The organism is Streptomyces sp. NPDC048278 (assembly GCF_040652195.1).
Lineage (GTDB): Bacteria > Actinomycetota > Actinomycetes > Streptomycetales > Streptomycetaceae > Streptomyces.
Genome location: NZ_JBEZLP010000058.1, coordinates 23,186 through 47,572, shown reverse-complemented (window position 1 = coordinate 47,572; position 24,387 = coordinate 23,186). Strand labels below are relative to the sequence as shown.

The following is a 24,387-nucleotide window of genomic DNA, read 5'->3' as shown; positions in this document are numbered from 1 at the left end:
TCGCCGGGGGCGATCTCCAGGACGATTTCGTCGTGGACCTGGAGCAGCATGCGGGGGGGGCGGAGGGGCATAAATGCCCCTAAAGAAATTCCTGGCGGAATTTCTCGCCCCGGAATTTGCCTGGCGGCAAATTCTTTGTGGTTTATGCCGGGCCGCTGGCGCGGCCCTTGGTTTTGCGTGTGAATTTGCCTGGCGGCAAATTCTGGGTTGTGGGTGGAGAAGGGTGTTGTATTTTGCCTGGCGGCAAAATTGTTTTTTGTTTTTGTGTTGGGCCGCTGGCGCGGCCTTTCTTGGGTTTGGCGGGGTGGTGGTTTGTCGGAGCGCTGGTGCGCTCCGGTTGTGATGGTTTGTCAGGTGTGGTGGTGTCATGTGGGTTGGTGGGGTGGGGTGTTGGTGGTGGGGGTGCCTGTCGGTGCCTTGGGTGGTGTGTGGGTTGGCGCCTGGCGGCGCTGGTTTGTGTGGGTAGCGTGGCGTCGGCTATGGCTGTCTCCCTGTCGGAGTGCGGGAGCGTGTGCGGGGGTTGTGGGCGGCTTACGGCCGTGCATCGTGCAGTTGGTTGATGGGTTGTTGGGTGTGGGGTGGCGTCATGGGGACCCTGTCGGGTCCCTTGGTGGGTGGGGTGTGTTGAGGATTGCAATATTCGGATTTCTTGCTCGCGGGAGGATGTTCCTGGTCGTTGGCCAGGGGGTTGTTGAGGGGCAGGGGCCTCTTGCTCGCCGTGATTGTGGTGGGTGGGGCTTCGTGGGGGTGTGCGGGGCGGGCGCGGCTGGGCTGTGTTCGGGTGGCCTCATAGCGTCCTGGGCATCAGCCTCTCCCGTCTCGGCTCGCCGTCCCCTTGCCGTCTCTCACTCGCTGATAGCGGGTGCCTTCTGTTCAGCAGGGTGTGGCGCCCCTGTCGGGGCGCTCGTCGGCGTGGTGGAGGCACGGGGGCGGGGGCTGTTGCTCCCGGGGGCATGGGCGATGGGGTCTCCGTTCTTGTCCGAAGCGCCGGCCTAGTGGTGATGTACAGCGGGGGCATCGCGGTTGTCCTGGACCGTGGTTGGGGCGCGGCCGGGTTCGGGTGCGTTGGGGCCGCCCCTTGCCGGGAGTGGAGCGCGGCGGTGGTCCGGGGGGCTGCCGACGGTGCAGCTGGTGCCGGCCGCAGGGTCCGGGGCGCTGGGGCCTACGGCGGGCGCCCCGGGAGGTGAATTGGTCGGTGTCCTTAGAATTCGGTATCGCGGGGCTGGTTGGGTCTGTCTCCGGCGCTCCGGAGATGCGACGGGCTCGTGGCTGAGGAGTGCTCTCAATATGTCGTTTCTTTCGGTCGCTTTTCTCCGTGGTCGGGTCGGGTTCTTTCCTCTCCGGTGCTGGGTTAATTGGGAGTCGGAACGAGCGGGTGGGGTTGCGGATTCATAAGGTGTGGGTGTGGTGTGTCAGTCTTTTCTATAGGGGGCTGTTTGTCGTGTGCTGAGCTCGGGGGCGGTGGCTCTCTTTTCTTTCTGGTCGGGATGACGGTTTTGGGGTGGTGCGCCTGTTGGGCGCTTTTCGTTTATGGGCGGTCGGGGTGCCGGGGAGGGCGAAGCACAGCAGGAGGTGGAGGGTGCGGCGCGCGGCGGTGCGGTGGGCAGGGGTGGGGCGTAGGCGGCGCTGAGGGCGGTACTGCCGGCCGGGGCGAGCCGAGTGGGGCGGATCGGGAGCTGATCGAGCGCCTGGCGGCGCTCGGCCTGCACGTGTCGGCGGCGCAGCTGGAGCGGTGGCGCGGGGCGGGGCTGCTGCCCGGGCACGCGCGGGCGTGGCTGGGCCGTGGGCGCGGCTCGGTGTCCACGCTCGCCGAGCACGCGCGGCCTGGACGGGACCTGCGCTGGACGGTGATCGCCTGGTACGCCGAGGCCGGACGCCCCGTGCTCCCCGGCGAGTTGGGGGTGCCGGAGCCTCCATGGCCGGCCGTGCGCGAGGCCCTGGTCTGGGCGATGCGGCGCTCGGCGGCGCATCGCCTGCTCGTCGCCACCCGTACAGCGGCCGAAGCTGGTGAGGCCGAGCAGGACGCCTTCTACACGCAGGCATCGCGTCGGGGTGCGGCGAGTCCTAGAAGGCCCCTAACGCCGAGTTGGCCGACCAGGGCGAGGACCGCCGGCGGCGGCGCGGGGCAGTGAGCCTGACCGCAGCCGCCGCCATGGCCGCCGGCGAGGTCGGCGGACAGGCCCTCGTCGACGCGCTCGCCACCCTCATGCCCGGCCCCGACTGGGCCGGGGCCGTCGACCCGCTCGGCCTGCTGGAGGCGGCCAGCACGCAGGAGATGGCGGCCTCGCGCCACGCCGCGACCGTGCTCGCCGGGGTCGGCGGCCTCTACCTGATGCACGGGCTCGGCATGCCCGACACCCCCGCCCTCGCCCGCCTACGGGCCTTCCTGGAGGAGTCCGGGTTCTCCCTGATCGTGACCCAGACGGTGCCCATGATGATCAACCCCTCGGGCATCGTGCACGCCCTGGCCATGTGCCTCGCCCCCGAAATCGCCGCGCTCGCCGCCTGGTTGGAGTCGGTGCTCACCGAACAGGCCGGCGCCGGAAAGGGACTGCTGCCGCTGCCCGGGGACGAGGAACGCAGCGCGGAGGCGTTCATGCACGCCTGGACCAGCCACCTCCACCAGCTCACCGACCTCGCACGCCGCGCCGTCGAGAACGCCTTAGCCGAACACACCGACGGGGCTCAGCCCTCCACGGGCACGCCGGCGGACACGGGACCGGCCGGGAGTAGTACAGCCGAGGACGGCCCGGCCCGGGCACGCGGCGCCGGCCGGACAAAGACGGGCGAAGCGGCGGCCGAGCGGGAGGAGCAGCACAGGTGACCAGGCACAACAGTGAAGACGGTGAACTCGACATCGCGGCGCGGCTCGACACCCACGGCCTCACCGCGGCGGCCCGCGCCGTCATGACCTCCGCCTCGGCGCCGGGGAGCACCAGACAGTGGCCGGCGCCGGGAGCACGGACCTGTATCTGATGGGCCGTGCCCCCGCCGACGTACTCCCCCACGGCGACGAGCCCGCCGAGCACCTGGACCGGACCCTGGCGACCGCGCCCTGTTCACCGACCGCCGAGACCTGCAGGCCGCCCCGCACCGACTTCCTGACCCCGCCCCGGCAGTACCTGTGACACCCCAGCCCTCGCCAAGCCGGAAGCCTTCCGCCCTTGGCACACCTCCCGGGCCCAACGGCACGACGCCGTACGCAAGCTGCTCGGGCAGCCAGCCGCCGACGCTGCCCTCAACGGACACAAGGCCACCATCTCCGACCCGGAGAAAGCCCTGCAGGCCGCCACCCGCAACGCCCGCATGCCCGCCCTCCTCACCCGCAGCCGGATCCGCGAGGGCACCCCCGACTGGTGACCACCCGCCCGGCCGGGCACCCGCAGCCGGCCCGGGCCGTGCGACGGGCGCGGCGGGCGCCAGCCGGACGAAGAAGAACCGCGCCGGACACCGGGCCCGTCGTACGGCCCGGCCCTCCCCAGCTCCTGCCGCGCCCGGAAACCGGCACAATAATTCACCGAAATACCGGCCTGAAAAACGTCTGCTATTTCTCTTTGGAAGTGCTCAGATAAGTCAGAATGGAAAATTTATTGTGCAGCTCCTCGGTGGTCTAATCCGGGATTGTTGTCAGGTGAAAATGTGCGACCTGTGAGCGCGGGAGGCGCGCCAGATTGGATCATGGCGTGATCTGAGTGCTGAGGTGCGTACGCAGAGGGGCGCGGGAGACCGCCGGGCATCACCCCGGCTGCGGGAAGGGTGTCGGCCAGGCCGTGTCGCCCCGGACCGATCCCTCAACTCCCCCTGCGTGTATGGGTGTTCGCTGCTGGACGTGCTCTCGGTGATCAGGCCGGCGCCTTCGCCGTACGGGGATCGGCAGCGGGCGATCGTCTCCCGTACGGCTGCCCGGCGCGCTCCGCCCGTCACAGCTGCGCATGCCGGTCACGGGCCGCCCTGAGGACGGCACGCAGCCGCGCCCGTCGGCCGTGTCCGGGATCCGGAGGCGGCCGGGGTCCATGGCCGCGAGGCGGGCCAGGGCTGTCCCGGTAGGCGGCCGGCAACCGGAACGCGGCCAGCGCAGCGGGCCTGTCGGCGGTCCAGACGGCCGGGTCGGCGGCAACGAGGCGGTGCAGGACCATCGCGTAGCTGCCCGGGCCCGGCGTCCTCGTCCCGCACTGCACCGGCCGCCTCGTGCCGGACCGGCCGTGCGCCTTCCACCCGTGCTTTCAGGGATCAGCGGGTGCCGGCTGGCGGGGTGCTGCAGCAGGTCCGTGGCAGGGGGCGGGTATGCGCGAGGACCGGCTCCGCAGTCCGGGGCCGGTCCTCGTGTCCGCGGGCACGCGTCACCGTGACCTGCGGCGGATCTCCCTGCGTCGCGTGGGTTTGCGGCCAGTAGCGGGTCAGGGAACCGGGGGTCGGTACTGCGTCGGGGCCGGACCGACGACCGGTTGTGCTGCAGCATCGCCCTCTCACGCCAGACGGGGCATCGAGGCGGTGCGAACTCGGTCTAGGCCCATACCTGCAACACCCCCGGACCAACAAACAGACATTCCGCATTTAAGTGATTTTCCGGGTGAGCGGGGCGGGGGCGGGGCGTGCCATGCTCGTCGGCACCGGAGGGTCGGCGGCCGTCAACTGCCGTCCCGCGATACCGGTTTGCGGCCAGTAGCACCCCATCAGGTCCCGGTCGCCGGTTCCCGTCCACGGGGCCGGCGGCCGGGCCGTCGGTCAGGAGGATCCCCCTCGTCATGTCCACGCACCACCCCGGCGCGAGCGCGCCCGAGTCCGAGCCGCCCCGCACCCCCGTGCGCGTGCTCACGCCCTCGCAGATCGCCGGCGTCACCGTCTTCCCGCTGCTGGGCGCCGGCCTGGCCCTGCAGGGCATGTCGGTCGACGACGTCCTCACCCTGCTCGCGGGGTGCGGCGCGATCGGCGCGGGCACCATCGCCGCCGCCGGCGGCGGACGGCACCTGCTCACCGCGCTCGCGGCGGCCGCCGTCCGCGCGGCCGCCCACGCCGAGCCCCACAGCAAGTAGGAGGCGGCTTCGATGACTTCGCCCCTGCCCGGCCGGACCGCGCGCCACCACGCCGGCCTCACCGCCCTCCTGTGGGCGATCAAGGACCGCTGCGGGCTCACGTTCAGCGAGCTCGCCGCCCGCACCGCCCGCACCGAGGACGCCGCCGCCGTCTCCGCGAGCACCCTCAAGCGGGCGGCCGGCGGCGACATCCTGCCCCAGGAACACGTCGTCACCGCCTACGCGCGGGCCTGCGGCGCCACGGCCGAGGAAGAGCTGCAGGCGCTGAAGCTGTGGCGGGCCGCGCGCGCCGAGCAGCGCGGCATCCTCGCCACCCTGCACGCCCCGGCCGTGCGCAGCATCCGCACCCCGCCCGACCTCGACGCCGCCCTCGTCGCCGCCTACGAACGCGCCGGCGCCCCGGCCCTGCGCGTCCTGCAGGAGCGCGCCTCGACCGACGAGGAGGACGGAGCGCTGCTCCTGCCGCGGACCACCCTGTGGCGCATCACCTGCCGCGAGGCCCGGGTCGCGACCTGGGAGCAGTGCGCGGCCTTCCTGCGCGGCTGCGGCGTCCACCCCCGCCGGATGGGCCCGTGGCGGGAGGCCTGGCAGCGCATCCACACCGCCGCCCGGGCCGAACCGCCCGAGCCGGCACCCGCCACCGGCCGCACCACCCGCGGCTCCTGGTGGAGCGAGATGCGCCTGTCCCTGCCCCTCACCCTGCTCACCGACGGCACCTGGCTGCACGCGCCGGACCGCCCCGCCGCGTACGGGCCGTTCGCCCCCGCCGTCGTGGACCAGCCCGGGCAGCAGGCGGGCGCGGCCCCCACCCTCAGCCGCACGTTCGCCGGCCTCGACCCCGCCGATCAGGCCTCAGTCCTCGCCGCCGGTCTCACCCGCCTCGCCGTCGCCCGGGGGCGGGCCCGCCGCAACGGCACCGCCCCCGACACCGGCATCGACGCCATCACCGTCCACGACGGCAACCTCGTCCTGCTCCAGTCCAAGCACTCCGGGGACACCGCCTCCGGTCCGCCGCCCGGCACCGGCACCGCCCCGGGCCCCGCCCTCCCGCCACGGCCCTCCGGCCCCCACCACCGGGCACGACAGGCCGCCCCCGCGTAACCCCGCGCGAGCACACCGGCCAACGGCCGTACGACATGCTCGGGACGGCACCGGAAACGGTGCCGTCCCGAGCGTCAGCGGGCGCCGACGCGGGGAGTCCGTTCAGGCCGCCGCGCCCCGAGGCCGGCTCACCGGCGGGCGGCGGCGTCGACGTCCCCGGCGTCGACCAGCGCTGTCCTCAGCTCCTCCACCCCCGAGGGGCGTTCGTCCTGGGGCAGGGCGGTTGCGGCGTCCAGCAGGGCGCGGGCGTGGCGCCGTACGGCCGCCTCCCGCCATGTCACCGGCGCCCGGGCGACCAGCAGGGCGGCCAGCAGCAGGGCGTCGGCGCGGTCGGGGTGGGCGGCAGCGCGTTCGGCGACAAGGTCGGCGTCGGCCAGGGCCGGGGAGTGCCCGGCACTCGCCCGCATCAGCTCAAGCCACACCGTCTCCTGGACGGCCGCGTCCGCGAAGGCGCCCGCACCGGCGAGCGCACCCTGCGGCAGACCGGCCGCGAGCGCGGCCCGCCACAGCTCCACCGCCGCCCCCGCCCGCGCCTGCCCGGCCGGCGGAAGCGGGCCGTCGGCGCGCGGCGTGCGGGCGGCGACCGCCTCCAGCAGACGCGAGACCGCGACGGCGCCGTCGCCGGCGTTGTCCGCCAACTCCGTCCACAGGGCGGCGGGCTGGTCCAGCAGGGCGGGATCGTCCAGGAGGGCGTGCGCGAGGTGCTCGGCGGCGCCGGACAGCCCGGCGCGCAGCGCGGCCAGGAGCTCGGCGCGGTCCAGGGCGGCGAGCAGCTGCCCGTCGGGGCCGCCCGAGCTCAGCCAGGAGGCGGCCGGCGACGGCCGGCCGGGCACGAGACCGTACAGGGCGGTGCGGTGGGCGGCGGCGAACGCGGGCGCGTAGCGGTGCAGGGCCGGCAGGTGCACCCCGACCACGGTGGCCACCGCGTCCTGGCCGGCGTGCGCGGCGAGGACCGCGGCGACCGTGTCCAGGACCTCCCCGGGCATCTCGCCGGCGGCACGGGCCCGCTGGGCGGCGTACTCCAGCAGGCAGCCCAGCGCCCGGACCTCCCTGTCCGATCCCAACAGCAGCGGCGCCGTGCCCTCCTCCGCGGTCTGCGCAGCAGCAGTCCCCGGACCGGCGGCCGCGGCGGTGGCGGTGGCGTCCTTGGCCTGCGCGGCGGGGGCGGTGTCCCCGGCGGCGCGGGTGAGCGGGGCGACCAGCGTCTGCAGGTACGCCACCGCGTCCTTGTCCTGCTCACCGTCGAGGGCGTCGCCACGCCAGGCGGCGGTAAGCAGGCCGAACAGCGCCTCGTCGGCGAAGGACACCCGGGCGGGCCAGCGCCGTACGCCGTCGAAGTGGACGGTGGGTGCCGGCTCGCCGAGGCCGCGGCGCAGGCCGAGCGCCGCGGCGACGGCCGCCGGCAGCGCATCGTCCGGGAAGGCGCCAGGGCGGTCGGCGTGGGCGGCGGCTGCGGCGAGGTAGAACGCGGCGAGCTCCGGCCGGCCCAGGGCGGCCAGGACGGCGGACACATCACTCGTCCAGGCGGTCGGGCCGGCGGCGACGAGACGCTGCAGCACCATCGCGTACCCGTCGTCGCCGGCGTCCGGGGCGCCGGCGATCCGCGTCGCGGCCGCCACCGGCCCCTGCCCGGCCGCGAGTTCCACCAGGTCCTCCGCCTGAAGAGCCGTGGTGGTCCTGCTCGGCTCGAACACGGCCCGGGTGCGCGGGTCGCGCGGGCCGGCGGGCACCAGACGGCGCAGGGCATCGAGCAGCGGATCCCAGCCCTCAAGGACCGTGGAGGTCAGCACGGGCGACCAGTCCCACACCCGCAACCACGAGGCGAGCGGCTCGGCGCGCCCGTCGGCACGTTCGGCGCCGGCGGGCAGGACCTCCTCGACGCGGGCGACGGGCGGCGGGGTGCCCAGGGCCCTGCGGGCGTCCGCGTCCAGCTGCGCGGTGTGCCCGGGCGGGCAGGAGGCGAGGACCAGCCCGACCAGGCGGGCCGGCTCCGGGGCGGGGGCGGCGGCCAGGGCCTGCGGGACGAGCGCGATCGCCTCCCGCCACCACTCCTGCCCCTCCAGCGCGCCGGCGGACGGCGGCCGGTCGGCGAGGTGCGCGGCCATCAGGCGCATGTGGAGGCGGGCATCGAGGCCGGCCACCCGCCGGAAGTGGCGGGTGCGCTCGGCCAGGCCGAGTCCGGCGTCCGCGTCCGCCGCGGCCACGTCCAGCACGGCGCGCGCCAGCCGCGGCCCGCCGAACGCCGCGGTGTCGCCGACCCGCACCTGGTCCAGGTCGGCGTGGAAGACCACCGGCCGGGCCCGCTCCGGGGTCAACTCGACGTCACGGGCGAGCAGTTTGGCCAGGACCGCCCGGACCGCGCCGACGTTGCGGTGAGCCGGACCGCCGCGGCCGGCCGGATAGGCGGTGCACGCCAGCTCCCGCACCAGCGCGGCGACGTCGTGGTCGGGCAGGCGGGACGCGACCTGAAGGGCGACCAGCCCGCGCATCTCCTCCTCGCCCGCCACCCCCTCCGTACCCGCCGCCTCCCCGGCAACCACACCCACACCCTCGCCGACGACCGCGCCGACGACGACGCCCTCGCCCACGCCGACCTCCTCGCCGTCGACGCCGACGTCCTCGCCCTCGCCGGTGTCGACGACCGCGCCGACGACGTCGCCCTCGTCGACACCGGCGTCCGCACCGGCGTCGGCGTCGGCGAGGAGGCCGGCGGCCCTCATCCGGGCGCGCACCCGCTCGGCGACCGCGTCGAGCGCCAGGCGGCCGGTGTGCTCGTCCTCCACCGCGCCGGTCAGCAGTCCCTCCGCCACGCCGATCCACTGCCCCGTCCGCCCGGCGCGCGGGACCGCGCGGGCCCACCGCACGGCCAGGCGCAGCGTCGCCCCCACGGCGGGACCGCCCCCGTCCCGGACGCCGGAGCCCGCCAGCACCGCCTGGAGCACGGCGGCGTCGACGGCGTCCCAGTGGCGTGCGGCCAGGTCCAGCAGCGCGTCAAGGGCCAGGCGGCCGGCAGCGGCGATCTGCTGCGCCCGCAGGACGCCGGGGGCGCCCTGGCCGGCCGGTGCGTTCAGCCAGGCCCGGACGGAGGCCGGGTCGGCGGCGGCGAGACGGCCGAGGAACGGGGCGGCCGGCCACCGTCCGCCCGCCGCCCCGTCCGGCAGCAGCAGGTGCGGCGCGTGCTCCTGCAGCACCGCAAGCCACGCCGGCGCGGGGCCGGAGCGGAAGAAGTAGGCCTCGGCGCGCGGGTCCGCCCAGCCGGCGAGCTCCCGTGCCTCGGCGGCGCCGGGGTGTTCGAGGGCGACCAGTTCGAGGATGCGGGCCGCGCGCTCCGCCAGCGGCACCAGCAGCTCGCGGGCCGCGGCGAGGACGTCCGTGTACAGGACGGCGGCCTCCCCGGGCTCGGCACCGCCGCCGTGCAAGATCCCCGAAGCCACCCCGTAGACGGTCCCCCACACATCCAGCGCCCTCTCCTGCGCCGCACCCAGCTCCACCCCCCTCAGCCGCTCGACGACCCCCCGCGCCCGCGCCTGGTGATACCGGCCCGGGCGGCCGAGCTCACCGCGCAGCACATCCGCGGCCTCCGTCACCCGCTCCCACGCACTCGCCCCGGCCGACCCGGCCGACGCGCCGGACAGGCCACCGGCCGCATCACCGGCGGCGCCGGCCGGGACATCCCGCCGCGGGACTTCGGCCGCGGGGAGCTCGACGTCGTCGACCGCGGCCAGCAGGCCCTGTGCCGCGGGCTTCAGTCCCACCGTGACCGGAGCGCCGGGCAGGCCCAGCAGCGCGTCCGCCGCCGAGCGCACACACGCCGCGGCGACCTCTTCCGGCCGCGCGAACCCGTCACCGGTCAGGACCCGGCGGGCGTCCCGCAGCAGCCCCAACGCCCGCACGCCCGCCTCCCCCTGGGCCACCAGGGCATCGGCGAGGACGTCGTCGACCTCGGCCAGCACGCTCGCGCCCACCGGCGCCACCTCGTCGCTCACGCCCCGCACCGTAGACCCGCCGGCCACCACCCCCGTACCGATATCGCGGATCCGCCACAGCCACCCGCCCGACCTGCCCGGACGTCCCACCGCGTCGGCCGCCGACACCGCCCTGGCCGCCCCGGCACGCACCGCGAGGCGAGGCAGCCGGCTGCTGCACAACCGCAGGAAGCGTGCACCGGCTGCCGTACGACAGCCGGCACACCGCCGGCCGCGGGCAACCACCGCGGCCCTGGACAGGCCTGCAGACGATGTACGCCGCCCGGGGCCCGGCGGGCGCCGTCGTACGGCCGACCACTGCCGCATGGGCGCATGCGTGAAAGTGTGTGAATCCGTGAAAGCCATCCGGCGGCACTTCGCTTCCTGGCACAGCAGACGACACCGCCCTACGACCCTCGGCCCGGCGCGCGGCAGGTGATCCCGACGGCGTCCGCGTCCGCGAAGACGGCCACCGGCGATGCACGCTGTGCGATAGTGGCCGCTGGACTTGTTTCCCCGCCGAAGCGGGGGTGGCCCCTTCGGCAGCTGCGCTCCCGAACCGGCAGAGCAATACTCCCCGCCTCCGCGGGGGTTGACGCAGCGACCACCCCATGCCCAGGGAGACGACCGCCCCGTGCACCTCAGTCGGCAACGGATGGTGGGGCATGGCCGTTGGCCATGCCCCACCATCCGTTGCCGTCCCTGTGCGGGGCAGACTGTCCTGGCCGCGGCCTCGAAGGACGCTTAAGAAGTGAACTGCCGAACGCACGGCACCCGCCCAGTGAGCATCGCTGGGCGGGTGCCACTGGGGGTGTGGCTCAGGCGGGGGTGATGTTCTCCGCCTGGGGGCCCTTCTGGCCCTGGGTGACGTCGAAGTTCACCTTCTGGCCCTCCTGGAGCTCACGGAAGCCGGAGCTGGCGATGTTGGAGTAGTGGGCGAAGACGTCGGGGCCGCCGCCGTCCTGCTCGATGAAGCCGAAGCCCTTTTCCGAGTTGAACCACTTGACGGTTCCGCTGGCCATTGTGTCCTCCAAGGGGACTCGAAGTCGGCCCCCGCACCGTGCGGGAACCGGAGGTGATCGCCCTGGTCCTCAGAGACTGTGAACAGCAAAGTCGCCCGTGAGCGTGCGCACGGGCGACCGGTACTTCGGAACCACGACAGCTGACCCTGACGCTACACGGAGAGGTCCGTCCTCACCACGAGAACCCTCAGGTCACAAGCGGCCCGAGCCATCCGTTCCAGCTGGAGCGAGACACGGCCGCCCGATATACGCGGCCCGCAGTACCCCGCCGAGACCGGGCTACTGCCCGACCAAGCGGACGTCCTGGTGGCCACCGCGCTCCGGGAGATGGACACCGCCGCCGCGATGAAGCAGGGCGGCCGGCGGCGGGGCGAGAGCCGTACGGACGTCCGTCTCCAGCGGCCCGGCGCGCTCGGGCGGGCAGGCGCCGAACACGAGGCCGACGAGACGGACCGGCTCCGGAGCGGCCTCCGGTGACCTGCTCCCGCCACGCCTGTCCGGCCAAGCCACCCGCAGATGAAGAGGAAGCACAGCGTCCGCGACCTCGACCTAGGCGACGACCTCGACCCCTACTACCTGGCCCCGAACTACGGCGTGACGGTCAGAGGAAACTGACCTCAACCGCCCGGATCCGCGGTGACGTTGTTCTTGCCCTGTCCTGTGTGCGGATCGCCACCGCCGACCAGCTCTCCATGGTCGTCACCGCCAACCGCGTCGGCACCGGCTACACCCTGCGGGCGCTGCGGGACCTGGAGGCGCTCGGGCTGGTCGGCCACGGCCGGCACGGCCGGCACGGCCGGCACGGCCGGTCCAAGGTCTGGCACCTGACCACCAGCGGGCAGCGCGCGGTCGCCGAGGGCGGCGACGTCCCCGTCCGCCCGCATGCCTCGACCGGCGAGAGGGCGATCGCCGCCGGCCTCGCCGCGCACGGCCTGGGAGTCACCGACGTGATGATCGCCTTCGGCGGCCACCTGCTGGACTGGGAGGTGGAGGTCGACCACAGCATCGACAAGGTGCGCCGCGTGGTCACCGACGCCGTGCTGCGCCGCGACTCGTACGGGGCGGAAGTGGAGTTCCTGGAGTTCGACCGCGGCACCATGTCGGTGCCCCGGCTCGCGGCGAAGCTGCGGGCGTACCAGACGTACGGCGAGGCCACGTACCACGAGGGTGAGCGGGGCACGATCGGCACCACGAAGTACGTGTGGCGCGAGCGCTACCGCCGCAGCCGGTCCTTCCCCCTGATCCGCCTGGTCCTCGCCGGCGGCGTCAACGCGACGCTGGAGCGGCGGACGGAGGCCCTGCGACAGCAGGCGCGCGGCATCCGGCTGCGCGTCGTCGCCGCCCCGCTGACGATGCTGCAGCAGCGGCCGCGCGAGGAATGGCAGTGGCAGCCGATCGGCGTCGACGACGGCACGACCCCCCGGGCCGCGTGACCCGCCCCGGCCGGGCTCGTTGGACCCGGTAGTCCACGTGCGCAGAGGGGCCCGGGTCGTCATGGCGATGCCCGGGCCCCGCGCCGTGGGAAAGCTCCTGCCCTCATCGCGCGCCCGCGCGTAGAGGGATCCCAGAAGTCCCAAAACCCCACCCCGGCGTTGGACCATCGGACATCAGACCTGTTAGGTCTAACGGGCCCAAGCGGAGCTGAACTGGCCATATGCCCCCAACCAGAGGGGAGTGCCGGGCGCCAAAAGAGCCGGTCCCATAAGGCGGGTACCGGCTCTCGGCGGTCTCGCGCTGCAACGCGAGACCATGCAGTCCCTGTTCACGCTTCGATTGGAGTCAGCAGCAGCCAGGGCAGCGCCTACCTCACTGATGGGGTAGGCGCATGTTGCGGGGATCGTGACTCAAGCACCGGCCGTCGCGCAACCAGGATCGGCGCACGCCTGCATCAACTCGTTTACTACCACGGGGCACTGACACCCCCCGCGATCTCGATCAGCGGAACAGAATCCCAGGTCACCGTCACGCGTACGGCGCAACGCTGACTCTGAGTCGTATTTTTCGCACGCAAGTGCCTCCAGGCGGACGGGGACGCCGCCGCATCAACCCCCCGTGAATGACCTCTGCCGGGGCTGCCGGGGTACGTGCTGCTGTCACCATCAGATCCACGCACCACAGGGACGGCTGCAACCGCCCGTGGTTCGTGTCCGATTGGAGTCAGCAGCGGTCCGGCGACCGGTGGGTCGCCGGACCCGTAAGACAGGGAGCCCCTGTGCCGAAGTCCCCGTCCGTCTCCTGCGTGGAGAACGGGTCCCCCTCCCCCCGGCGCCTCGGCGGCGCCGAGGCCGTCGTCATCATCGTGATCGTCGCCGTGGCGGCGGTCCTGGTCGCGGTCGCGGGCATGACCGTGCCCGTGATGCTGCAACTGCTCGTCGGCGCCGGCCTGACCGCCGTCCTCGTGGTCGGCATGGTCACCGGGGCCTCCACCCGGGGGCTCCGGGCTGCGCTGCGCGCTCTGCTGGCACCGGCCGCGTGAGGTGACGGACGTGTGCCGTCCCGAGAAGCCGATCAGCACCAGGAACAAGGCGCTGCGCGAGCTCGCCGAATGGCTGCGCGAGCAGCGGTTGCGCACCACGCAGGGCTATCGGGCCCTGTCCGCGCGGGCCGGCTTCCACGCCACGACCCTGCAGCGGGCCGCCTCCGGCGAGAGCGTGCCCAAGCTGCAGACCGTGCTCGGCTACGCCCGGGCCTGCGACGCCTCGCCCGACGAAGCCCGTCTGCTGTGGAAGCGGGCCCGGTACGAGGAGACCCGCCGGGCCCGCGGCGGGCGCGGGGTGCCCTCCCCACGCCCGGAGCTCATCCGTGACTTCGTCGACATGAGCGCGGCCCTGCACGACCTGTACGAGAAGGCCGGGTCCCCGCCGCTGCGCACCATGGAGCAGCGGGCGGGCCATTACGGTGAACTGCCGCGCAGCACGTTGCACCGCATCGTGACCAAACAGGCGATGCCGCACAACCAGCGGCAGTTCCAGGCGTACCTGCGGGCCTGCGAGGTCCCGGTGACCGACTGGCCCGACTGGGAGACTGCCTGGACACGCGCCTGGCGCCACGAGAAGCAGGACGACTTCGCGGCCAGGCGAGTGGTCGCCGCTGCTCACACACTGCCGCGTCAGGGCCTCGACGAGGAGTTCGAGATCCTGACGAGTGAGGAGTTCGAGGCCAACCTGGAAAGGTCGATTGCGTACGTGGGTCCGGGCGCGCGCACCACGGTTCAGGTCTCGCGGGATCGTGTCCAATACGACTTCTTCACCGGGGCCCATGGGGACGACGTGCAGCACGGCGTCCTACGGCTGCCGCCTACGCAGGTGAGGCGCCAAGCACGGGTGTCTTCCGGGCGCCGGCCGCACACGGGACCGGCGCGCCAGCGCGAGTCCGAATCGGCTGTACAGGGGCAGCTGGACTTCGCCCTCGAAGAGCCGGTGCAGGTGCAGGTGCGGGATCCCGACGCCCTCTTCTAACGCCTCAGCCTGGGTTGGACCCGTTGTCTCCAATGGGTCCAACCCAGGCTGACGTGTGCGTTCCGGTGGGCTACGCGGTGGGGGTGCGGGCGGCAGCCGCACGGTCGCTATGGATCCGGTGGGCCTTGCGGCCGGCGGGCGATCCCATGAGACCGGTGGACGGCTGCTCGACCATCGCCAGATGCAGGCTCAGGGGCGCGGTCACCCGTACCGAGTAGCCCTGGCCTCGGCGGATCGTCTGCCCGGCGTCGAGCGCCTGGCGGACCGCTCCGTCGGCGACGTCGACCAGACTCTCGGCGACGAGGCCGGGCACGTCGACCACCACGACCGCGTCGGCGTCGGCCTCCTGGTCCCGGCCGCCGTCGGCGTCCTGGTCGTCGCCGTCGAGCAGCTCGGACAGGTCGTCGGGCACTTCGCGGGCCCCGGCAGTGTCGAGCACCCGACGCACGGTCTTGGGGGCGATGCCGTACTCGCGGGCGAGCGCCTTCACGGCGACGCCCTCGTCGCGGTACGCCTTCACGAGCTCGGCCACCTCGCTCTCGCCGAGCGCGGCCGGACGCCCGAGCCGCTTCCCTCCGCTCTCGGCCGCGGCAAGGCCCTTGTCTGTGTTGCCGGCCCCTGCGCAGGCCGTCTCCAGGGCCTACTCGCGAAGCTACGGCGAAGTGACAAGTAGCTCTCTGCAATCACCGCTCGACGCGTTCCCAGACCACGTGCCGGACAGACGGCGGGCCGCTTTCCGCAGGTCACCCGCGAGTTCTTCTCCGCCACACACTTTTTGACGCGGTTTCGACTCTTTAAGGAGGTACGGCGCGCCTCGCCGGAGGCGTGCACCGAACCGGATCCAGGAGCCGCCGACATGACGTCGGACCGCAAGGCCCCCCAGCGGGGCACTGAGCCGAAGGCCACTCGGCACCAGTCCGTACCGAAGCAGGAGAGCGTCGGGGACGCGATCGGCGGGTGGGACGAGAAGCTGCTGCCGGCTGCATCCCGCCCCCAGTGGAGCAAGGTGCAGAGTATGCGCACGATGTGCCTGTTCACCGCCTACAAGTTCGTCCCGTGGGACGAGCGCGAGGACGTCTGGCAGGAGACCCGGCTGGCCCTGTGGCAGCGGCTCCTCAAGGGCCCGGTCGACAAGCTCCGGCCCTACGTGCGCACCACCTGCGAGAACACCGCGAAGCAGCACCTGAAGAAGGTCAAGAAGCGGGCCGAGCAGTTCATCGGTGACGACATCGAGGAGCTGGAGACCCCCGTCTTCGACGAGCGCACCGACGCGCGGATCCGGGAACTCCTCGTCGGCTTCCGGCCCGAGCTGACGGAGCACGAGGCCCGCGTCTTCGTGCTCCGGATGGGCCTGAAGTGGAGCATCAAGATGGTGGCCGAGTCGCTGGAGATCACCGAGGACGCGGTGAAGTCCGCGCACCGCTCGGCGAAGCGGAAGCTCCTCCACCCCGAGACCCAGAACGCCGTCTTCCGAAGGCTCAACCCTGAGTGATCCTCCATGGGTCCCTCCGCGGCCCTACGGCCTTCTGGTCCGGAACCCTCAACCGGATCAGACGTCCGTAGGGCCGAGCGGGGATCACTGGGGATTCCCGCTCGGTCTGGGATGGCCGAGAAGCAAATGTCCGTCTGTGGCCTGCAAACCCCAGACGGACATTGCAGCACAAAGGACGAGAAAAGGACGCGTCATGAACCTTATCCACATGCTTATCGCACTCGTTGGTGCCGTATGGACCTTCGTGTGCAGGGGCGCTGACCGTATGGTCATCCGGCTGGAGATGGCCTACATCTCCTTCCGCCGGTGGGCGGTTCGCGACCACGACAACAGGCTCCGGATCGTGCCGAACCAGGGCAAGTGGTTCACCGCCGGCTCCAGCGAGCGACTCTGATGTTGCCTTGGAGGCTCTGGTGATCGAGCTCCCGGGGGGGAACTGCTAGATCACATCAGGCTGAGGATCCAAGGTGGCTGAATGGGCCGGACCCCACTTTTGGGGGTCCGGCCCATCTCGTATCCGGTACACGCGAGAACCGGCACCGGCGCCGCCGCCCACCCGGCCTAGGAACCTGAGGGCGTCCACGGCGTACGGGCCCTTCCTGGAAGGACCCACATGTTCAGCATGCCTGAGCAGCCCGCCCAGAACCACCGTGATGTCGACGCGCTGCTGGTCGCCGTCGAGCACGAGCTGTCCCGCATCGCCAAGCAGAAGCGCGCGGCGAAGCAGGAGCGTCGCCGTCTGCGCCGGGCCCGCCGCGCCGAACAGGCCCGTACTCTCGTGCGCGTCGGCCGTCCGGTACTGCGCGCGGGGCTGATGTTCATCGCCTCTGCGGCCTTCCTGGTCGGCATCGTGTTCCTGGTGCTGGACATCGGCGACATCAGGCTCTTCTTCGAACTCGCCGCCGCGGCGTGCGGCATTGCGGCCGCGATGCCCTCCGGCAAGTAGGACCGCGCCGGTTTCGCTCTGTTAGCCCCGACGGGGCTGAGCGCGCATGACGTGTGACGATCCCCTGTATTGCAGGGGGAGCTTGTCAGGCTGAGTAGTTGAGGAGCTCGGCTACGGCCGGGATGTGTCGACGCCCGGTGGGCTGGCCGCGCAGTTCGGCGAGTGTGCCGGTGGTGCGGGCGGAGTCGATGCCGCCCATCGCGTCGATGACCTGGTGGCCGACGTCGAGGGCGGCGTCGACGTCGCCGAGGGCGAGGTGGGCCTCGGCCTGGCGGGCCTGGTAGATGACGGTGCCGCGGGTTTCGCGCGCGGTGTCGTAGGGGTCGACGTGGGTGACGGCCGCGGCGAAGTTCTCCAGCGCCTTCCTGGGCTCGTTCAGGCTCAGGGCGGAGCTGGCGGCGACCTGGTGGAGTTCGCCGTGGGTGATCCAGTACATCGAGGGGAGATCCGCCTCCAGGACGTCGGCCCGGCCGTAGGCGGTGAACGCGGCGTCGATCTGGTGCCAGGCGGCGGTGGCGTCGCCCGCCGTGGAGTGCGCGCGGGCAGCGCGGGCATGGAGCATGGCCAGGACGCGGGGTGAGCGGATCTTGCGGCGGTCGGACAGGGCACCGTCGATGAGGTTCAGCGCGCCGTGCGGGTCGGGGATGCCGGCGGCGTAGCGGAGGTTCGCCCAGAAGGCGAGGGTCACCGCCCCCAGGGTGGGGTCGTGGGGGCGGCGAGTGCCGCGTCGATCTCGAGCTTGGCGTCCCGGCCCAAGAAGTCCCCGAGGACGCCCTGCCTGTCCGGCATCCACCCGGCGAGCGGCAGCCGAGGGCCGGCATCCCCGGGCGGTGCCGGGTACCCGCCGAGGCCCTCACCGGCCCGGTCAGCGATCCGTCAACCGGTCAGCCGCTACGCTGCGTTGAGCATTGCCATATTCGACGACCCGGGCACGGTGAAGCATGCCTCGCGCAGCGGTACGAGCGGTGTGGATCGCCGTCGACGACAACATCCCGCAGCAGATCAAGGACCTCGCCGAGGACCACAAGGCACTCCGCGCCCGCCGCTCGACCTCCCCTCAGTGGTTCGTCCCCCGCCGTACGGCGCGCCGGGAGGCCTCACTGCGCAAGGCCGCCTGGCTCACCGAGGTCCATCGCCAACGCCGCGCGGGTGAACTCCTCGACACCCAGGACGTGATCGTCGAGTACGGCGTCCGGGAGGAACTGCGCCGCCGGGGCTGGGACCACGACCAGTGGGACGAGGCGCCCGACGAGGCCTGGAACCCCGGCCGGTGGCCCGGCTCACGCGACTGCGGCACCAGCGGCTACCCCGCACGTCTCTCCGCCCGCCTCGACGACGCCCTCGTCCGCCGCACCGTCGCCGCCTGCTGGCACACATCCGCCCCCGCGATCGAGCAGATCCAGGCCTGGCGCGACGCCCACCCCGGCATCGTCCCGCCCCGCTACGAACCCGACGAAGAAGGCCGCACCCGCCTCACCGGCCCCCTCGCCGCCTACATGCGCCTCGCCGACCAGATCACCACCACCGGCACCATCTGGCGAGCCGGCGTCGAACTCGGCCTCCTCCAGGCCCGCGCCGCCCTCACCGCCGAACCCGACGACGCCCTGGAATCCCTGGAGTCCGCGGACACCGGCGTTCGCGTGCCCTCGGCCGGCGGCTGAATTCCCTACCCGCGGCCATGCTCCATGCCCGTGCCGCCCGCGCCCACTCCACGGCGGGTGACACCGCCGCCGCCTGGCACCAGATCGGCGCCGCGTTCACCACCTGCAGGCGGGCGTCCCGGAGGCGGATCTACGAACCCCAACCCGCGAAGGCGACCTGACCTGCAAAAACAGTGCTACAAGAGAGGACGTTCCCCGAGATGCACCGCGACGTCCGAACCGACTCTCCAGTCGGCAAGACGCCGCGGACTCACCCCGTGAACGTTGTCCCTGTCCGGATCGGCACCGGCACCGACCAGTGCGGACAGCACCGCGCCGTCGCCTCGATACGTGAACACCGCCTGCCACAAAGGCGTATTGCCCTGCTCGTCCGGGGCATCCACCCGCTCACCCGCGTCCAACAGAGAACCGACAGCAACAGCATCCTGCTCATCGGCCGCGAAATGCAGCAGCGTCCAGCCCCGACGGCTCTCACACTCCAGGCCCTCAACCCCATTGCTCATGACAGCCATCATCACGACAGCTTGACGAAGGACATAGGGACACCCCCCCCGTGAGCACCCTCGGGACTGGAGTGACCTGGCGCCGCCGGACGGCTGGCGGCCCGTCCGGTCGGTACCTGGCACCAGATCGAGCGCAAACGGGCCCGCCGTGCCGCGGACGGCATCCGGCTCTCGGCCCGTCTCACAGTCCACGTCCGCCCGGCTGACGACGGGACTTCGCCCAGATACTCGCCTTGCGCACCGGCGCCGACCTGCCGGACTGGATCGGCACCGCACGCGCCGCACAGCTTCCCGGGATCACCGGGTTCGCCCATGGGCTGACCGCCGGCCTGGGAGCCGTGATGGCCGGACTCACGGTGCGCTGGAGTTCCGGCGGCACCGAGGGCGCCGTGAACAGGGTGAAAAAGATCAAGCGGCAACTCTACGGGCGTGCCGGATTCCGAATGCTCCGCAAGATGATCCTGCTCCAGTGACGCGTCACCCCCGTCATCGCATTCCTGGCCGCCAGGCTGCGCGTGGTGCGGCATGCGCCACAGTTTGACCGGTAGGTTCATATTTGCCCGCCGTTCGCTGCCGCCGCGTCCGGGATCCCGTCTGCTGAGCGTGCGTCAGGGCACGTCCGTGGCAGGTCGCGTCAGCCCCGGCAGCCCATGGAACTTGGAGAGGGGAGCGCACGATCGTGTGCACTGCTTCCGTGCCCCGCCTTCCGGGCGATGCGACGGTTGATGCGCTGGCCCGGCTCATGTACGGCACCGATATGGCCGAGGTGCGCCGTCTTGAGGAATCCGGCCAGGTGAACAGCGGAAGCATCGAGGTCACCTGGCGGCGGCTGCTGGAGAGGGTGGGGGTGACGCGGCTCCTTGCTCCGGGCGAGGAACTGGTGTCCGCAGACGGCCAGTTGGAAGGAGCCGTCCGCCTGGCCGACGGCGGTCTGCACGACCTGCTGGAATTCATCCCGTGGCTCCTTCGCCACAACGTCCTTGATGACCTCGCCTACGAGGCGGACTCCGGCCGGGCCTACCAGGTCGACACCGCACAGGGGTTCGAGCCCGGAGACGCCGCACTGCTGCGGGTGCGGTGCGTGAGCCCCGCAGCCCTCAACGCGCACCCCCTGCATGAGGACATCGAAGATGCCGCGCTGACCCGGGTCCACGAGATGCTGGCGCTGATGGCCACCTACACCGCAGTGACACACTTCATCCCGGCCACTGCCGCCTTCGATGCCGCCACCGGACTACCGCCCGAGCCGCAGACGGAACTCCGCCTGCCGGCCGAGACCGTCTTCGTCTTCCACGACGGAATCCCCCTGCCGGCCGTGACCACGGACGACGCCGCCCTCCACGCCCACGTCACCGCCCGCTTCGACATCACCCCCGACACCGAGAATCTCACCGTCTTCGACGGCAATCCCCTGATCGTCGGCGGCGTCCTGATGGGCCACCCCGACGACGGCACCGACCAGGCCCACCTGCTCGACCAGGACCTCGGCTGGCTGATCATCGCCCAGCGTGCGGACCATGGGAAACGCCACTTCTTCCTTGCCCCGATCACGCACCTGGAGAACGCCGGCCCGGCCGCCCGGACCCTGCGCAACTACGCAGCCCTGCTCGCCCTGGAGGGCTGGGACGTACCCCCACCCCTGCCGGGCCGGGCCCGCCCGGCCGGCAAGGGCAAGAAGAACCGCGGCCTGTCCCCGGCCGAACGCCGCCGACGGGCCCGCACTCCCCAGGCCCGCGCCGGCGCCCTCCTGGGCGTCCGCTCCCTGACCACCCCGCCGCACCAGCCCGCCCTCCCCGCCCAACAGACCTCCGGATCCGCCGACGAGCCGGGCCGGGCGCCCGCCCAGTACCGCGACTGGCGCCGCGCGCACTTCACCCGCAACACCCGGGTACACCTCCTCGACGAACACGACCGTCCCTCTGGCCCCGTCTACGGACCCGACGCCGTCGAAGGCGTCACATTCACCCGACGCCGGACCTGGGTCCGCGGCACCTGGGTCAACGAACACCTCCCGCCACGCCCCAGCCCAGCACCGGTGTACGCGCTCGACCACCGCCTTGCACGCACCCCTGCCGAGACCCCTTGAGGCCGATCAGCAGACGCGTGACTATGCCAAGGATCTCCGGCACGTCGCACTCCCGGTCGGCGTCCGGGACTAGATGGGGCCGCCTCGAACTCACTCTCGAAGCAGGGTTCCTGGCCTTGGGCCCTCAACCGGGGTTGGACTACCGGACCCGGCAAGACCTCTCCTACGTCGCCGGGCGTGCCGCGATGGCCCTCGACCTCGGACACCCGGAAGCGGCAGAGCGCGAGATCCAGCGTATGGAACAGGTGGGTTCCGTGGAGCAACGGGAAAGCGGCTGCGGCTGAATCGGGGCTTGCCGGGGTCCACAGACGTAGAACGATCTCTTCACGTGGCTGGTGTGATCACGGCGTTGGAACCGCACTGGACAGCCCCGTTCAGCGGCTGCACTCCCGCGACCTGCGCAGGCTGATCGCCATGTTGCGCCGAGAAGGTGCTAAGCCGACTCGTCGAGGACGTCCCTGCTCACTGCCTCTGCAAGACCGAGTGCTGTCGGTCACCGCGTAGTCGGCAGCGAAGGATGGAACACCGCCTCCGGCAGTGCCCCTCTTCGCGGTGGTCCCGCGGCGTTGGGTGGTAGAGCGGACGTTCGCCTGGCTGGGACGGTGTCGCCGGCCGTCGAAGGACTACGAGTACCCGCGCGTCTGCTCGGAGAACACCATCTACCTCACCATGGCCATGCTCCTCGTGCGGCACCTCGCAAGATCACCCCGCTGACAGGCTTTTCAGACGCCCTCTACCCGGTATTCACGTCTGAAGTCGCCAGGCTGATCAGCCTCGGTCATTTTCGGGCATGCGCAGGCGAAAATAAAAAGGGATAGCCGATCGAATCGCCACAGCCCTGCAATTTGTCACCACCGTGACATTCGAACTTTGCGTGATGAAGCGTTTATATAGCGCAGGGCGTGACGGAGGCACTACGGTCCGTTGACGCGAGGAAACCCCGGGCAGGCTCGCTACCGACTCCGGGGTCCCTCTATGACGAGACCAAGAAAAGGAAGGCAGGCTCCCCTGTGCTTGACCCGTTTTCTGTTGCCGACCTCACGGGGGCGGCAACTCGCGACGACGCTAGCATTCCGCGCCCTCGCAGGCCTGAAACCCGTATCACGAGTGTCTGGACTGTCACGTTGCAGGCGGGCGCATTCCTGGCCGTCCTTGTGCTGCCCGTGATCCTGATCCAAGGCTGGTGGCAGACACCGGCCACCACTGTGCTGGTCGCCGGGCTGACGGTGGCCATGCGTCAGTCACGGTGTCATTACCAGCGACTTCGCTTGAACTGAACGGCTTGATGGCATGGCGGTGCGTCTGCAGGCGGGCCGCCATGCCATGGGACGGCGGCCGCAGGTGCGGCCTCGGGAACAGCGAGTTCCTCTTCCAGGTGCGCAACAGGTTCGCGCTCCCGGGAGAGAAACGGTCACAGCATGTGGGAGGAACGGATGGCGGGCACCATTCCCCGCTATGGCAGCTGCGGCTACTGCAAGGAGCGGTTCGCCCAGGCGAGCGGCCCGGGTCGGAAGAAGGAGTACTGCACCGTCGAGTGCCGACGCAAGGCACAGCGTGAGCGCGACGGCCGGCTCGGGCAGCAGCGGCGCGGAAGCGCGCTCCCCCTGGGCCGGGGGATCGCCGAGGACATGCAGGCGCTGTCCGCTGCGCTGCTGGAGGCCGAATACGACGGGCGGCCTCTGGCGGAACTGCTGCACTGCGCGAACGAGCTCAGCCGCGAGCTGGACCACTACGCGGCCGCCGCGGTGCAGGATGCCCGCAATCGGGGGGCGAATTGGGACCAGGTGGCCGAGGCCGCCCAGGTGAGTGCCACGACAGCGCGCACGCGCTGGCCCGAGAACCGAGTGAAGGAACGCCTGGAACAGCGGGCGGCCCAGCGGGCGGCCGTGCGTGAGCCTTCCGCGCCGCTGATGGACGGGGCGGACCCGGCGGACCCGGCGGGCGGACGTCCGCTGTCGAAGGCGGCCGAGCGGGCGTCGGTGAAGCTGGCCTCGGCGCTCTCCCACTTGTACCGGGCCAGTGACCTGACGATCAGGGAGGTGGCCGAGGAAACCTCGCTGTCACCGTCGTACGTCTCGCGCATCCTTTCCGGAGGACGGACGCCGACCTGGCAGGTGGTGTGCTCCCTGGCCGAGCTGTTCGGCGGGGACGCAGCCGAGCTGAGCGTACTGTTCGAGAGCGCCCACGGACTTGTGCCGCCGCCGCGGAATGCAGTGCCCGACACGGTGGCGCGTCTGCAAGCGGTACTGCGCGGGCTGCACCTGGCCGCGGGGCGCCCGCAGCCGGGCGTCATCCGCAAGGCAACGCGCGGCGGACTGAGCGTCCAGGCGATCAGCGAGATCCTGAACGGCGAGATGATCCCGGGCTGGGAGCAGACCTCTGCACTGGTCACCGCACTGGGAGGCTGGCCGGCAGACGTACGGCCGCTGTGGGAGGCCGTCCACTACACGTTCCTACTCTGCCTCGATCCGCAAGAAGTACCCCGTCCTATGCCGTCGGCCCGTCCCGAATCCGACTGACGTTCTCTCGCCCGAACTGGAGGAGGTGCCATGTTCTTGTCGTTACGGCGGCGCGGCGAACCGTCCGTGCAGGCGACGTCGCCTCCGCGAAGCCCGGAGGACGCCCGTTCACCGGTGATCGAGCTCGTACTGCCGTTGGAGTACACGGCGTTCTGCCAGCTGCACCAGGAGGACTACCTGCGCTACACCCACGAGCGGGTGCAGGACGCGTGGATGAGCCGGCAGGTGGTGAAGGCCGTCCTGGGCAATCTCGCCACGATCTGGCCGACCGTCATCAGCAGCCCGAGGCCTGCAGCCGTGGCATGGCAGCTGCTGGACGCCCTGATCTCCTCGGCCCTGTCCCAGCGCACAGCACCGCCCGCCGCACAGACAGCCGACTCCATGCACCGGATGCTGCCCCCGGGGCAGGCAGACGCGTTGATTCTGCGCTGCCAGCTGCACCTGAGCGAACAGCGCGCGGCAGAGTTGATGGGAGTGGAGGCACCAACGGTCGCCTCCCAGTTGCTGATGGCACAGCGGGCGCTGGGTGACCGGTGAGAGCACGCCGCGCGCGGGCGCGGCCGCCGGGAGCCGAGTGCGCCGGTGTCAGCGGGCCATTCTG

General features: G+C 71.9%; 22 protein-coding genes and 3 pseudogenes. 20 read left to right on the top strand and 5 right to left on the bottom strand.

Annotation, left to right across the window (positions count from 1 at the left end; all coding sequences use genetic code 11):
• Positions 1-2,128 precede the first annotated feature (2,128 nt).
• From AB0D74_RS48080 to AB0D74_RS48060, 5 genes are all read left to right on the top strand, one after another.
• A complete protein-coding gene (locus AB0D74_RS48080; protein ID WP_362602147.1) occupies positions 2,129-2,824 on the top strand; it encodes a hypothetical protein in 696 nt (231 codons plus the stop codon).
• The gene (locus AB0D74_RS48075) at positions 2,821-2,976 is read left to right on the top strand and encodes a hypothetical protein (RefSeq protein ID WP_362602143.1); all 156 of its coding nucleotides are present in this window, start codon (positions 2,821-2,823) and stop codon (positions 2,974-2,976) included. The genes AB0D74_RS48080 and AB0D74_RS48075 overlap by 4 nt, the downstream gene beginning before the upstream one ends.
• Positions 2,976-3,128: a hypothetical protein gene (locus AB0D74_RS48070; RefSeq protein ID WP_362602140.1), complete on the top strand. Its 153-nt coding sequence runs from the start codon at positions 2,976-2,978 to the stop codon at positions 3,126-3,128. Before AB0D74_RS48075 ends, AB0D74_RS48070 begins: the two co-directional genes overlap by 1 nt.
• A gap of 1,617 nt (positions 3,129-4,745) precedes the next feature.
• The gene (locus tag AB0D74_RS48065; protein WP_362602137.1) at positions 4,746-5,033 is read left to right on the top strand and encodes a hypothetical protein; all 288 of its coding nucleotides are present in this window, start codon (positions 4,746-4,748) and stop codon (positions 5,031-5,033) included.
• Between the two features lie 12 nt (positions 5,034-5,045).
• A complete protein-coding gene (locus AB0D74_RS48060; protein ID WP_362602134.1) occupies positions 5,046-6,134 on the top strand; it encodes a helix-turn-helix domain-containing protein in 1,089 nt (362 codons plus the stop codon).
• 128 nt (positions 6,135-6,262) lie between these two features.
• On the opposite strand, the gene AB0D74_RS48055 is transcribed toward AB0D74_RS48060, so the two are convergent.
• Together AB0D74_RS48055 and AB0D74_RS48050 are read right to left on the bottom strand one after the other, a co-directional pair.
• The gene (locus AB0D74_RS48055) at positions 6,263-10,120 is read right to left on the bottom strand and encodes a hypothetical protein (protein ID WP_362602131.1); all 3,858 of its coding nucleotides are present in this window, start codon (positions 10,118-10,120) and stop codon (positions 6,263-6,265) included.
• 797 nt (positions 10,121-10,917) lie between these two features.
• Entirely contained in the window at positions 10,918-11,121 is a 204-nt protein-coding gene (locus AB0D74_RS48050; RefSeq protein WP_010982331.1) for a cold-shock protein, read from the bottom strand.
• Between the two features lie 306 nt (positions 11,122-11,427).
• On the opposite strand from AB0D74_RS48050, the gene AB0D74_RS48045 reads away from it, so the two are divergent.
• From AB0D74_RS48045 to AB0D74_RS48030, 4 genes are all read left to right on the top strand, one after another.
• Positions 11,428-11,598, top strand: coding sequence for a hypothetical protein (locus AB0D74_RS48045; RefSeq protein ID WP_362602128.1), 171 nt, complete (start codon positions 11,428-11,430; stop codon positions 11,596-11,598).
• A 185-nt stretch (positions 11,599-11,783) separates the two neighbouring features.
• Entirely contained in the window at positions 11,784-12,554 is a 771-nt protein-coding gene (locus tag AB0D74_RS48040) for a replication-relaxation family protein (RefSeq protein ID WP_362602125.1), read from the top strand.
• A gap of 779 nt (positions 12,555-13,333) precedes the next feature.
• On the top strand, positions 13,334-13,597 hold the full coding sequence (locus AB0D74_RS48035; RefSeq protein WP_362602122.1) for a hypothetical protein: 264 nt from the start codon (positions 13,334-13,336) through the stop codon (positions 13,595-13,597).
• Between the two features lie 10 nt (positions 13,598-13,607).
• Positions 13,608-14,579: a helix-turn-helix transcriptional regulator gene (locus tag AB0D74_RS48030; RefSeq protein WP_362602119.1), complete on the top strand. Its 972-nt coding sequence runs from the start codon at positions 13,608-13,610 to the stop codon at positions 14,577-14,579.
• 70 nt (positions 14,580-14,649) lie between these two features.
• On the opposite strand, the gene AB0D74_RS48025 is transcribed toward AB0D74_RS48030, so the two are convergent.
• A complete protein-coding gene (locus tag AB0D74_RS48025) occupies positions 14,650-15,216 on the bottom strand; it encodes a helix-turn-helix domain-containing protein (RefSeq protein ID WP_362602153.1) in 567 nt (188 codons plus the stop codon).
• 219 nt (positions 15,217-15,435) lie between these two features.
• Here AB0D74_RS48025 and AB0D74_RS48020 point away from each other — a divergent pair, with 219 nt between their 5' ends.
• The 3 genes from AB0D74_RS48020 to AB0D74_RS48010 all read left to right on the top strand — a co-directional run bounded on the left by AB0D74_RS48020 (position 15,436) and on the right by AB0D74_RS48010 (position 17,017).
• On the top strand, positions 15,436-16,071 hold the full coding sequence (locus tag AB0D74_RS48020; RefSeq protein ID WP_362602116.1) for a sigma-70 family RNA polymerase sigma factor: 636 nt from the start codon (positions 15,436-15,438) through the stop codon (positions 16,069-16,071).
• 265 nt (positions 16,072-16,336) lie between these two features.
• The gene (locus AB0D74_RS48015) at positions 16,337-16,465 is read left to right on the top strand and encodes a hypothetical protein (protein WP_362602113.1); all 129 of its coding nucleotides are present in this window, start codon (positions 16,337-16,339) and stop codon (positions 16,463-16,465) included.
• A 228-nt stretch (positions 16,466-16,693) separates the two neighbouring features.
• Entirely contained in the window at positions 16,694-17,017 is a 324-nt protein-coding gene (locus AB0D74_RS48010) for a hypothetical protein (protein ID WP_362602110.1), read from the top strand.
• Between the two features lie 85 nt (positions 17,018-17,102).
• On the opposite strand, the gene AB0D74_RS48005 is transcribed toward AB0D74_RS48010, so the two are convergent.
• Positions 17,103-17,705: a hypothetical protein gene (locus AB0D74_RS48005; protein ID WP_362602107.1), complete on the bottom strand. Its 603-nt coding sequence runs from the start codon at positions 17,703-17,705 to the stop codon at positions 17,103-17,105.
• 253 nt (positions 17,706-17,958) lie between these two features.
• Between AB0D74_RS48005 and AB0D74_RS48000 the strand changes: the two genes are divergently transcribed.
• Together AB0D74_RS48000 and AB0D74_RS47995 are read left to right on the top strand one after the other, a co-directional pair.
• Positions 17,959-18,678: a hypothetical protein gene (locus AB0D74_RS48000; RefSeq protein WP_362602104.1), complete on the top strand. Its 720-nt coding sequence runs from the start codon at positions 17,959-17,961 to the stop codon at positions 18,676-18,678.
• 17 nt (positions 18,679-18,695) lie between these two features.
• Entirely contained in the window at positions 18,696-18,839 is a 144-nt protein-coding gene (locus AB0D74_RS47995) for a hypothetical protein (RefSeq protein WP_362602101.1), read from the top strand.
• A gap of 15 nt (positions 18,840-18,854) precedes the next feature.
• On the opposite strand, the gene AB0D74_RS47990 is transcribed toward AB0D74_RS47995, so the two are convergent.
• Positions 18,855-19,181, bottom strand: coding sequence for an ankyrin repeat domain-containing protein (locus AB0D74_RS47990; RefSeq protein WP_362602099.1), 327 nt, complete (start codon positions 19,179-19,181; stop codon positions 18,855-18,857).
• Between the two features lie 209 nt (positions 19,182-19,390).
• On the opposite strand from AB0D74_RS47990, the pseudogene AB0D74_RS47985 reads away from it, so the two are divergent.
• The 6 genes and pseudogenes from AB0D74_RS47985 to AB0D74_RS47960 form a co-directional block, all read left to right on the top strand.
• Positions 19,391-19,654, top strand: a pseudogene (locus AB0D74_RS47985) (transposase); the annotation flags it as partial.
• Between the two features lie 221 nt (positions 19,655-19,875).
• Positions 19,876-21,267 (top strand): hypothetical protein, encoded by a 1,392-nt coding sequence (locus tag AB0D74_RS47980; protein WP_362602096.1) that lies wholly within the window; start codon positions 19,876-19,878, stop codon positions 21,265-21,267.
• A gap of 328 nt (positions 21,268-21,595) precedes the next feature.
• Positions 21,596-21,768, top strand: a pseudogene (locus tag AB0D74_RS47975) (IS5/IS1182 family transposase); the annotation flags it as partial.
• A gap of 45 nt (positions 21,769-21,813) precedes the next feature.
• Positions 21,814-21,981 (top strand): annotated as a pseudogene (locus AB0D74_RS47970) (transposase); the annotation flags it as partial.
• A 704-nt stretch (positions 21,982-22,685) separates the two neighbouring features.
• A complete protein-coding gene (locus tag AB0D74_RS47965) occupies positions 22,686-23,786 on the top strand; it encodes a helix-turn-helix transcriptional regulator (RefSeq protein WP_362602094.1) in 1,101 nt (366 codons plus the stop codon).
• A 114-nt stretch (positions 23,787-23,900) separates the two neighbouring features.
• Positions 23,901-24,323: a sigma factor-like helix-turn-helix DNA-binding protein gene (locus AB0D74_RS47960; RefSeq protein ID WP_362602090.1), complete on the top strand. Its 423-nt coding sequence runs from the start codon at positions 23,901-23,903 to the stop codon at positions 24,321-24,323.
• The last annotated feature ends 64 nt before the right edge of the window (positions 24,324-24,387 follow it).